The organism is Pontimicrobium sp. MEBiC01747 (genome assembly GCF_053601635.1).
In genome coordinates this window covers 1-12,332 of the sequence record NZ_JBSHNS010000101.1, presented here as the reverse complement: position 1 = coordinate 12,332, position 12,332 = coordinate 1, and the positions used below count along the sequence as shown (strand labels likewise).

The 12,332-nt window shown below is 32.7% G+C and carries 7 protein-coding genes and 1 pseudogene; 5 read left to right on the top strand and 3 right to left on the bottom strand.

Translation table 11 applies throughout. The annotated features are described in order from the left end of the window. The coding region (locus ACVC2P_RS02060; RefSeq protein ID WP_452596820.1) for an efflux RND transporter permease subunit at nt 1-2,809 on the top strand (2,809 nt) is incomplete at its 5' end. Nucleotides 2,810-2,889: 80 nt separating this feature from the next. On the opposite strand, the gene ACVC2P_RS02055 is transcribed toward ACVC2P_RS02060, so the two are convergent. Together ACVC2P_RS02055 and ACVC2P_RS02050 are read right to left on the bottom strand one after the other, a co-directional pair. Then, nucleotides 2,890-4,224, bottom strand: coding sequence for a RagB/SusD family nutrient uptake outer membrane protein (locus ACVC2P_RS02055; protein ID WP_452596819.1), 1,335 nt, complete (start codon nt 4,222-4,224; stop codon nt 2,890-2,892). Between the two features lie 11 nt (nt 4,225-4,235). Next, nucleotides 4,236-7,154: a SusC/RagA family TonB-linked outer membrane protein gene (locus ACVC2P_RS02050; RefSeq protein ID WP_452596818.1), complete on the bottom strand. Its 2,919-nt coding sequence runs from the start codon at nt 7,152-7,154 to the stop codon at nt 4,236-4,238. 188 nt (nt 7,155-7,342) lie between these two features. Here ACVC2P_RS02050 and aspS point away from each other — a divergent pair, with 188 nt between their 5' ends. The 3 genes from aspS to ACVC2P_RS02035 are packed head-to-tail and all read left to right on the top strand — an operon-like array spanning nt 7,343 to nt 11,188. Further along, nucleotides 7,343-9,097, top strand: a complete 1,755-nt coding sequence (gene aspS, locus ACVC2P_RS02045; protein ID WP_452596817.1) for an aspartate--tRNA ligase — start codon at nt 7,343-7,345, stop codon at nt 9,095-9,097. A gap of 57 nt (nt 9,098-9,154) precedes the next feature. Further along, nucleotides 9,155-10,936, top strand: a complete 1,782-nt coding sequence (locus ACVC2P_RS02040) for a chloride channel protein (protein WP_452596816.1) — start codon at nt 9,155-9,157, stop codon at nt 10,934-10,936. Nucleotides 10,937-10,951: 15 nt separating this feature from the next. Beyond that, nucleotides 10,952-11,188, top strand: a complete 237-nt coding sequence (locus tag ACVC2P_RS02035) for a hypothetical protein (RefSeq protein WP_452596815.1) — start codon at nt 10,952-10,954, stop codon at nt 11,186-11,188. Here ACVC2P_RS02035 and ACVC2P_RS02030 read toward each other — a convergent pair. Then, entirely contained in the window at nt 11,185-11,634 is a 450-nt protein-coding gene (locus tag ACVC2P_RS02030) for a nucleoside deaminase (protein ID WP_452596814.1), read from the bottom strand. The two genes, ACVC2P_RS02035 and ACVC2P_RS02030, sit on opposite strands and share 4 nt — an antisense overlap. Nucleotides 11,635-11,707: 73 nt before the next feature. Here ACVC2P_RS02030 and ACVC2P_RS02025 point away from each other — a divergent pair. Next, nucleotides 11,708-12,332 (top strand): annotated as a pseudogene (locus ACVC2P_RS02025) (hypothetical protein); the annotation flags it as partial.

Genomic DNA, 12,332 nt, shown 5'->3' with positions numbered 1-12,332 from the left:
CCGTATTATTGGAGAGATTGAAAAACCTTCAGAATTAGAAAATTTTGTTGTAAAATCTGAAAAAGGCAACCCTATTTATTTAAAAGATGTAGCCTCTATTAGTTTTCAAGAAAAAGATAGAACTACGTATGCCAGAGAGTTTGGAGATCGTGTAGTTATGCTAGATGTAAAAAAACGTGCTGGGAAAAATATGGTTGCAGCTGCAGAGCAAATAGATGTTATTGTAAAAAATGCGATAGAAAATGTATTTCCTAGCAACCTAAAAGTTACCATTACTAACGACCAATCTTCAAAAACTATTGGTCAAGTAGACGATTTAGTAAATAATATCATTTTTGGTATTATACTAGTAGTTACCGTTTTAATGTTCTTTTTGGGATTTAAAAACGCGCTTTTTGTTGGTTTCGCTATACCTATGTCTATGTTTATGTCTTTAATGATATTAAGTTATTTAGGTTTTACCTTAAATACAATGATTCTTTTTGGGCTAATTATGGGGCTAGGAATGTTAGTAGATAACGGTATCGTGGTCGTTGAAAATGTCTACAGATTAATGGAAGAAGAAGGGCTCTCTAGAGTTGAAGCTGCTAAAAAAGGAATAGGCGAAATTGCATTTCCTATTATTATATCTACAGCTACAACTATTGCAGCCTTTGTACCTCTAGGTTTATGGCCAGGAGTTATGGGACAATTTATGGTATACTTCCCAAAAACATTATCTGTAGTATTAGGATCCTCGTTATTTGTAGCTATCTTTTTTAACTCTGTTTTAGTCTCTCAGTTTATGACAACCGAAGACAAAGACATGCCTTTAAAACAAATCATTAAAGTATCTTCTATTATTGGAGGTATTGGCTTACTCATTTTACTCTTTGGAGGCGAATATAGAGGTTTAGGAACCGTTATGTTATTTACTGCTATTTTATTATGGGCATACAGACTGTTTTTAAGAAAAATGGTAAATAACTTTCAAAACAAAACTTTAGTACGCTTAGAAAATTGGTACGAAAGTAAAATTGCAGGAGCTTTAAAAGGCAAAAGACCTATTCTTATTTCTTTTGGAACTGCTGCTCTATTAGTTGCTGCTTTTATAGCCTTTGGAGCTTCAGTATCATCACAAAGAACTAAGATTGAATTTTTCCCAGACAATGTACCAAATCAAATCATTGTATATATAGAATACCCTCAAGGAACAGATATTGAAAAAACCAATTCAATTACTAAAGCTATTGAAGCCAAAGTTTACAGCATTATTAATAATGATAAATATGTAAAAGACGGCGAAAACTTTTTAGTAGAAAGTGCGGTGTCACAAGTAGGTGAAGGTGCAGGAAACCCGCAAACCGATGGAGGTTCTGCAGCCGAAATGCCCCATAAAGGTAAAATTACAGCTTCTATGCGAGAGTATAAGTACAGAAATGGAGCAGATAGTCAAGCCTTACTTAAAGAAGTGCAAGAATCGTTAGTAGGCATTTATCCTGGTGTTTTAATTTCTGTAGAGAAAGATGCTAACGGACCACCTGCAGGAGCACCTATTAATATTGAACTAGAAGGTGATGATTATAACGAATTAATAAATACAGCCGAACGCATGCGTGAATTTATTAACTCTAAAAACATAGATGCCATAGATGAGCTTAAAATAGATGTTAATAAGGACAAACCTGCCATGCAAGTTATTGTAGATCGTAAAAAAGCAGGAGAATTAGGGGTTTCTACTGGACAAGTAGGGCAACAATTAAGAAACTCTATTTTTGGTGCCAAAGCTGGTATTTATAAAGAGGATGGAGAAGATTACGACATTTACGTGCGTTTTAATAAAGAAGACCGTTATAATACAAGTGCCATTTTCGATCAAAATATAGTATTTAGAGATCCTGCATCTGGACAAATAAAAGAAATACCAGTTTCTACAGTTGCAAAACAAAATAACAGCTCTGGTTTTAGCGCTATAAAACATAAAGACACAAAACGTGTTGTTACAGTTTACTCTGCTTTAGCTCCTGGATTTACAGATGCTGGCGCAGCAGTAAGTAGAGTACAAGAGGAAATGAAAAGTTTTGAAAACATGCCTAAAAGCATTAAAATAGATTATACAGGACAAATTGAAGAACAAAACAAACAAATGTCCTTTTTAATGGGAGCATTCTTTACAGGTCTTGGATTAATTTTCTTAATCTTAATTTTCCAATTCAACTCATTCTCTAAACCAACCATTATAATGATTGCTATTTTCTTGAGTTTAATTGGTGTATTTGGAGGTATTGTCATTACTGGATCTTCCTTTGTAATATTAATGACTATGATGGGGATTATCTCATTAGCTGGTATTGTTGTAAATAACGGTGTGGTACTTTTAGATTATGCACAATTACTTATTGATAGAAAGAAGAACGAATTGGATCTAGAAGAGGAAGATTATTTAAGTAAAGATGATTTATTATGGTGTATTATTAGAGCAGGTAAAGCGCGTTTAAGACCTGTATTATTAACTGCTATTACCACAATTCTAGGCTTAATACCTCTAGCTATTGGGTTAAATATAAATTTCTTCTCTTTGTTTAGCGAATTTGATCCTAATATATACATAGGAGGTGATAATGTTATCTTTTGGGGACCATTAGCATGGACAGTAATCTATGGGTTATTTGTAGCTACATTCTTAACATTAATTGTAGTTCCAGTATTATTCTATTTAACTATGCGTTTAAAAATGTCATTATATGGAAAATCAAATGCTCAAATTACAACACAAAAAGAGGATAATGAAGCATTAGGAGATAATACCGCTTTAGTTTTAGATAAATAAATATAGTTTATAAAGTACAAAAAAAGCCTGTGATATTATATCACAGGCTTTTTTTATAGCTGTCTTATAGAGAACGTCTCTTAATTCCCTTCTGCAAAAGGAATAGGAAACTCATTATAAACAACATCTCCTGCTCTATCTATAGGTAATGTATTAGATAAATTATACCTTCTTAAATCGAACATTCTATGGTTTTCTGCCCAAAGCGAATAACGTCTTTGGTTTAATAGTTCTGTAACTAAATCTGCATCTGTTGTTGCTCCTGAATAATTAGCTAAAGATGCTGCATTTCTTATTACATTAAGTGCTGTAACTGCTTGTGCGTTATTAGTTCCAATATTTGCTTCTGCATAGACTAAAATTAACTCTTCATTTCTAAGCATATCTATAGGGCTAACATTTGTAGCATATAACCTTGTTTCGTGCGTTCCTGTTAAACCATCTTGTACACTTGGATCTGGTCTTACAGCTGTTTTAGAACTTACTCTAGTATCTCCAGCTTCTGCATCATTTATCCAACTATTATGTACAATTATTTGATCTCCATTATTTGGGTTAGCAGCTGTAGATGGCCCTTTGTAAACAGGATTGGTAACATCTCCACTAGACTGACTAAATACATGCTTAGGTCCAATAGTAATATCTCCGTTTAAATCAAAGTAAGAAGCGTTTAAAGCTGTAAGTGCTCCAGATTTGTCTCCATCATATAAAGCCGCAGTAGCTGCAACTGCTCTATTAAATTGAGCAAAAGTAGCTGGTGTGTCAAAACCTGAAAACCCTGCTAAACTAAAAGCAAAAGTGCTTCCTGCTTGATTTAAATTGTTTAATCCATCATTTAGCATTGCTCTTACTTCTGTCATAGCTGCAGAAAAATCTAGAACTGGACCTAGATTTGTATCGTCAGAAACATCAACTCTAGCTCTATTATAAGATTTTAAAACTTCAATTAGCTCAAACGCAATTATAGTCTGCGCAAACCCTACATAACCAGCTCTTTCCTCTGCAGTAACAGTTCCAGTATTATTAGCAGATTGTATTAAAATATTGGCATTCTTTATAGACCTGTAACGACCAGCCCATGGACCAGTAGCATAAAAATCTCCGTTTTCTAAGCTAGATCCATTTTTACCTAAAATATTAGCTGTATTTCTAGGATCTGCATCAAATAAATACAACTCTCTAGCCATCGTGCCACTAGCCGTGGTTTGGATTCCTAAACTATTTCTCATTGTAGCTTCAACACCAATAACCATATTGTTTAATTGGTTTATTGATGCACTACTCAATACCCCTTCTAAACTAGGGCCATTAGGGTCTACTTCTTCATCAAAAGTACAAGATGTAGTAATACCTAATACAAGTAATACCACTAAGGCATAATGCCATTTTACTGTTTTCATTTTATATGTTTTCATAGATTCTTTTTTTAAAATTGAACATTTAAGTGGAAGTAAAATTGTCTTGAACTAGGGAATGGAGTTACATCTATACCACTAGATAAACCTTGACTACCATTTGTTGATACTTCAGGATCGTAACCACTATAATCTGTTATTGTAAATAAATTTCTACCAGAAACTCCAATTTTAGCATTACTTATAACACCTCCAAAAGCATTGATTATTTTTTCTGGAAATCTATAGTATAATGCAACTTCTCTTAATCTTAAGTAACTAGCCGATTCCACAAAACGTGTTGCAGAAAAAGGAGAATTTGCTCTATCCTGCCCTTCTTGTGTATCTAAGTCTGGTGTTGTCCCTCCTAAATCTGTTAATAATTTAGTTAAGTTAATATTATCTCCTCCTTTTTTCCAGTGTAATAAAAAGGATAAATCAAACTGCTTAAATAAGGTCATATTGTTATTAAATGTCATTTGGAAATCTGGCGCAGCATCTCCAACTTGAGTTGGCACACCATTAACAGTACCAGCTAACTGCGTCACTGGTTTTCCTTCTTGAATGTAGAATGTTCCTAATCCAAGACCAAAACCTGCTCCTGGCTGAGCAAATGCAGGCACATCTAATCTTGTAACTTCAGAATCATTAAACCAATATTGCACTCCTGTATTCCAGTTAAAGTTTTCTGTTCTTACAACATCTGCATTAAGAGATAATTCAATACCAGAGTTTTCTAAATCTGCTAAATTTGTAGTTTCAGATCCAAAACCAGATGAACTTGGCAATGCTCTACTTAAAATTAAATCTCTAACGTTTCTTTTATAATAAGTAGCTTCAACATTAAATCTATCAAATAATCGAGTATCGATACCTATCTCAAACTCAGAAGATGTTTCTGGCTCAATATTAGGATCTCCTTTTGCTGGATTAATAGTAGATCCAACACTTCCACCAATAGTTACTGGGTTTAAACTTGTAAAGATTGAACCAAAACCTGCCGATGATCCTGTTTCTCCATAGGCCATTCTAAATTTAAGCGCATTAATATTTTCTGAACTCCAAAAATCGAAGTTATTTAAGTTCACTGCTAAAGAGGCTTTTGGGAATCCGTAAAATTTATTTGGGTCTCCATTTAAAGTAGACTTATCCAATCTATACCCTACAGTTCCAATAAATTGATCTTTATAATTCCCTTCAATTTGTGCAAAATATCCAAATTCTCTAACACTTTGCGTTCTTTGCGTTATACTTTGGTTATTCCCTTGTGATAAGTTTGTTTGTCCAGGTATTAAATCTGAAGTTGTACTTAAAACAACATCAGCAGTTTGATCTAGATACGTTAATCCAGCCTGAGTTGTTAATGCTAATTCTCCTCCTAAAGCATCATGATTCCAAATACCTATAATTTGTGAGTTGAAATTAGTAAATCCATTTTTACCAACTCCAATAAATCCATTCTGTCCACTTGCAATTTGTCCTTGGTGTGTTTCTGGTACATAAACATCTGTTTGGTTAGATAAATAATCTACACCAAAATTAGAGACTATTCTAACTTGGTCTGTATCACCACTAAATAAATTAGTTGTTAATTTAAGGCCTTGTATAAAACGATTATTTAAATCTTCGTTTTTTGCTTGATCTCTTACAAAAATTGGGTTTCCTGAGTAATTTGGATTATTAGGATAGTTTCCTTGTGCATCTGGGAATAAATTAACCCAAGGTCTAGTAAATGCTAAAGTATAACCATAACTTAACCCTCCTTCATTTTCATTACCTGTAAAACTTCTACTCGACTCACTTCTTACATAGTTAGAGCTTAAAGCAAACTTAAACACATCAGATAACTTATGATCTATATTTGCTTTAACAGATAATCTCTTATAACCTGTGTTTTTAATAATACCTTCTTCATCTCTGTAAGATGTACCTACATAGAAACGGGTTTTCTCATTTCCGCCATCAACACTAAACTTAGTTTCGCTAATAAATCCAGTTTCTCCATAAATCTCATCTTCATAATCTATTAATCCTCCATTAGCAACTGCATCATTAAACAATGCTGCTTCTGCCGCATTATACGTAGCTTCAACACTCGCTGCTGTCCAGTTTCTAGAACCTAGAGGGTTAGCTATTTTAGTCGTACCTACATCTTGGCCAAATCTAAAATTAGTTTTTCCATTTTTACCTCTTTTTGTTGTAATAATAACTACACCTGCATTAGCACGTGTACCATAAATTGCAGCTGCAGAAGCCCCTTTTAATACTTCAATGTTTTCTATATCGTTAGGATCTATATCTGCTAATCTGTTAGATGAGTTTTCTTCATTACCTCTGTTAGCTCCAGATGCAAAACGTAACCCTGAAGGGATCTCCACATTATTAATATAAACTCCATCCACAATAAATAAAGGTTGGTTATTTCCATTTATAGAAGAAATACCCCTTAACCTCATTGCTATACCTCCACCTGGTGCACCAGAAGAAGATACAATATTTACACCTGGCAGTTTACCATAAAGTGCTCCATCTACAGTAGTTTGCCCAGTAGTACCGACTAATTCTTCTCCAGAAATAGTAGAAACTGCATTTGCTAAATTAGATCTCTTAATTGAGGTTCCTAAACCAGTAATTACAACTTCATTTAAGGCCGTTGCAGATTCTTCTAAAGTAACATCTACTTTAGAAGCAGAATTAACTACAACTTCTTTAGTTTCATATCCTAACAAAGAAAACTGTAATGTAGTAGGAAATTCTGAGACATCTACAATATAATTTCCATCAAAATCTGCCGTGGTTCCTGTTGAGGAGCCTTTAACAATAACGTTTGCCCCTGGCAAAGGCTCATTATTTGTTCCATCTGTTACTGTCCCCGTAATTTGCTGGGCAACAACAAATAAAGGAAGCAAAAATGAAAATAATAACATTTTTAAAGTCAACGCTTTATTCATAATTCTTTTGTTTTTTGGTTGTTAATATGTTAAATATCTTAATTTTTTATTTTAAATCGTCATTTTTTTTAAATTTTTATTAAATATTATTGATGAAGTACTCTTAAAATATTGTTTAAGATTATATGAACAATAAGTTATTTTAAAACATATTATCTTATTAAATTTGCAACTCTTAAAATTAAACTATGTATAGAAGTCATAACTGTGGTGAATTAAACGCATCACATATAAATACAGAGGTAACACTTTCGGGTTGGGTACAAAAATCTCGTGATAAAGGTTTTATTATTTGGGTAGATTTACGAGACCGTTATGGAATTACGCAATTACTTTTTGATGAAGAGCGTACTTCTAAAGCTTTATTAGAACAAGCACAAAAATTAGGAAGAGAATTTGTAATTCAAGTTACTGGTACTGTTATTGAGCGTGCTTCAAAAAATCCTAATATGCCTACGGGAGATATAGAGATTTTAGTTTCTAAATTAACTGTTTTAAATAAAGCTATTACGCCTCCATTTACTATAGAAGATAATACAGATGGTGGTGAAGATATTCGTATGAAATATCGCTATTTAGATATTCGCCGTAATCCTGTAAAAGAGAGTTTAATTTTTAGATCTAAAGTAACACAGGAGGTTAGAAACTTTTTATCTAATGATGGTTTTATAGAAGTAGAAACACCTTATTTAATAAAATCCACACCAGAAGGTGCTCGTGATTTTGTTGTTCCTTCACGTATGAATGAAGGAGAATTCTATGCTTTACCTCAATCTCCACAAACTTTCAAACAATTATTAATGGTTGGTGGAATGGATAAATATTTTCAGATTGTAAAATGTTTTAGAGATGAAGATTTACGTGCAGATAGACAACCTGAGTTTACGCAAATAGATTGTGAAATGGCATTTGTTGAGCAAGAAGATATTTTAAATGTATTTGAAGGTTTAACACGACACTTATTAAAAGAAGTTAATGGTGTTATCATAGACAAATTCCCAAGAATGCTCTATGATGATGCCATGCGTTTATATGGAAACGACAAACCAGATATTAGATTTGGAATGGAGTTTGGTGAATTAAATGAAGTTGCACAACATAAAGATTTTGGTGTTTTTAATAATGCCGAATTAGTTGTTGGTATAGCTGTTCCTGGAGGAAATAAATATACAAGAAAAGAGATTGACAAATTAATTAGTTGGGTAAAACGTCCACAAGTTGGAGCTTTAGGGATGGTTTACTGTCGTTGTAATGAAGATGGAAGCTATAAATCTTCTGTAGATAAATTCTACAATCAAGAAGATTTAGCAAAATGGGCAGAAACGACTGGTGCTAAAGCTGGCGATTTAATTTGTGTATTATCTGGAGATAAAAATAAAGTACGCGCACAGCTTAGTGCCTTACGTATGGAATTAGCAGAGCGTTTAGGTTTAAGAGACCCTAAAGTATTTGCTCCGCTTTGGGTTATAGATTTCCCTTTATTAGAATTAGATGAAGAAACGGGTCATTATCACGCAATGCATCACCCATTTACCTCACCTAAACCTGGTCAAATAGAATTATTAGATAGCGAACCAGGAGCAGTAAAAGCAAATGCTTACGATTTAGTACTAAACGGAAATGAAATTGGTGGAGGTTCTATTCGTATTCACGACAAAGCAACTCAAGCTATTATGCTTAAACATTTAGGTTTTTCTGAAGAAGAAGCTAGAGCGCAATTTGGGTTTCTAATGGATGCTTTTGAATATGGAGCGCCACCACATGGAGGTTTAGCTTTTGGATTAGATAGATTAGTAGCTATTTTAGGCGGGCAGGAAACTATTAGAGATTTCATTGCCTTCCCTAAAAACAATTCTGGAAGAGATGTTATGATAGATGCTCCTGCACCTATTGATGATGAGCAACTGTCTGAATTAAATTTGAAACTGAATTTAAAATCATAAATAAAAATCCTGCTTAGAGCAGGATTTTTTATTAGTTTTAAGTTTATCTATTAAACCATGGCGACTAAATCTCTTCTAAAACGGTTTTTAATTTGGAAATACAAACACATTTCCGAAAAGAACTTCACGTTTATATTAAGCGCTTTGGTTGGTTTATTAGCTGGGCTTGCTGCAGTAACATTAAAAAACTTGACCTTTTCTATAGAAGCTCTGTTAGACAAAGGCATAGTTTTTTCAAATAATCAACTCTACTTTATACTACCAGTAATTGGCTTGTTTTTAGTATATCTATTTGTTAAATACATAGCAAAAACCCCTATTGAACACGCTATTCCTTCTATATTATTTTCTTTATCTCGTAAAAGTGGATTTTTAAAGCGTACCAAAATATATTTCCCGTTAATTACGGCGCCTTTAACAGTAGGTTTTGGGGGCTCTGTAGGGTTATTAGGTCCAGCAATAGCTTCTGGAGCTGCTATTAGCTCTAATCTAGGTAAGCTATTCCATATTAACAGAAAAACAAAAACATTATTAATTAGTTGCGCTGCGGCTGGTGCTATTTCTTCTATATTTAAATCTCCAATTGCAGCCATTATTTTTGCTATTGAAGTTTTTAGTTTAGACCTTACTTTTGCCTCATTATTACCATTACTTATAGCTTCGGTGTCTTCAGTTATAACATCTTATTTCTTTTTAGGAGACGATTTATTATTTAATTTTAATTTTTCGGATAAGTTTGAAATTAAAGATACTCTATTTTATATTTTATTAGGTGTAGGTACTGGTTTTGCTTCTATTTACTTTACTAGAATGTATTTTGCAATTCTTCAGTTTTTTAATCGATTTCAAACTCGGTTTCAAAAATTATTGGTTGGAGGGCTAACTATAGGGATTATGCTTTATTTTATCCCTCCGCTTTATGGTGAAGGCTTTGGGTTTATTAACAATTTATTATCTGGAAATCATTTAAGTGCTTTAGGGAAAACACCTTTTGATGCTTTTATAGATAATATTTGGGTTGTTATTGCTTTACTTGTAGGTATTACTATTTTCAAAGCTGTGGCAATGACGACTACATTTGCTGCGGGTGGTGTTGGTGGTATTTTTATCCCAACCATGGTTATGGGTAGTGCATTAGGAAATGTTGTTGCAAAAATTATAAATAATATTGGTTTAGGTTTTCAGGTTTCTGAAACCAACTTTACTCTTATTGGTATGGCTGGTTTAATTGCAGGTGTGCTTCATGCGCCTTTAACAGCTATTTTCTTAATTGCAGAAATTACTGGAGGTTACGAATTATTTATTCCTTTAATGATTGCTGTAGGTATATCTTTTAGTATAAAAAAAGGGACTCTAGATTATACTATTTATACTAGAGAACTTGCAAAAAAAGGACAATTGCTAACCCATAATAAAGATAAAAGCGTTTTAACGCTTATGTCTTTAGATAGCGTTATAGAAACCAATTTTATTATTCTAAAACCGACTATGACATTAGGCGAAATGCTACATGAAGGTGTTGCTAAGTCAACTAGAAACTTATTTCCTGTGGTAGACAACAATAAACAATTGGTAGGGATTATTTTACTAGATGACGTAAGAACAATAATGTTTGACCAATCTTTATATAATTCTACTTTTTTGTACGATTTAATGCATAACCCTCCAAGCAAAATAGATTACAGTAATGACTCTATGCAAGATGTTATGCAAAAGTTTCAAGATTCTAGCGCATGGAATCTACCTGTTATAAAAGATGGTAAATACTTAGGCTTTGTCTCTAAATCAAAATTATTAACAGCTTATCGCAGACAATTAATTAACTTTACCCGAAATTAAGAAGCCTTAAAAGCGATGAAATATATTATAGGTTTATTTTTTACAGCCTCTGTAGTTAGTATAATTATTGGTTATTTTGTGGATTTAGAATATTCACAAAAACTCATAGGCTTTGGTGTTCTTGGTCTTTTCTTTCTTGTAATTCCTCTTTTCTCTTATTATCGATGGAAAGATAGAGATCCTAAAGAGTATATGCTTACTAAAGAGAACTTAGATAAAATGCGAGAGCGAGAAGGAGATAAACGTCGTTAATTAAGGTTTCGTTTTTCGATAAAAAAACGCTTTAGTAGCGTTGATGCTTCAGTTTCCAAAATACCGCCTTCTATTTTAGTTTTGGGATGCAATTTTGTATTTAAATTAATACAGCCTCGGTCTTCATCTCTAGCTCCATAAACAATTTTAGAAATCTGACTCCAATACAAAGCTCCTGCACACATTTGGCAAGGTTCTAAAGTAACATATAGTGTACAACCTTTTAAATATTTACCTCCTAAAAAATTTGCAGCGGCAGTTATGGCTTGCATTTCTGCATGTGCAGTAACATCATTTAATAGTTCTGTTAAATTATGTGCTCTTGCTATTATTTTATCTTCAATAACTACTACTGCTCCAACAGGTATTTCTCCTTTTTCAAAAGCAACCTCAGCTTCTTGAAGTGCTTTTTTCATAAAATAAGTATCGTCGTATGGATTTATCATGCTCGTAAAAATACAATTTCAAATTAATATTATGGCAAGACCTTTGATGCTTAATTATAAAATAAGTACCATCATGAAGCAATTTTACAGCATTAAAATACCAAGTCCTTGTAATGAAAACTGGAATAGAATGACACCTAATGAAAAAGGTAGATTTTGTAATTCTTGTTCAAAAACCGTTATTGATTTTACTTATATGGATACATTTGAAATTCAAGACTTCATTAACACAAATAAAGGTAAATCTATTTGCGGGCATATTAAGCAATCTCAATTAGATTCAATAAATCTAGAAATCCCTATTCAATCTATTAATAAACACATACAGTTTCACCGGTTATTTCTTTACGCGTTATTAATTACTATGGGAACTACATTATTGAGCTGTACCATGGATAATGGAAATATAAAAAAAATTGACAGTGTAGAGATTGTAGATACCTCATCTAAAACTATAGATTCTACTCCTAAACCTACTTGTAGTATTAATAACAATAATACAAAGCTTGAAAAAGTTATTAATTCTAATGAAACTATAGAAGGTTTGATGGTTGTGGGTGATATTACTTATTCAGAAAACCATAACCCCAAAGAGCCTTTTAATTTTTATAATGTAGATATGTTACCAGAATTCCCAAATACTCCTAAAAATTTAAATAAAATTGAGAAGAGAAAGTTTTTTCAAAATGAGATAGTTC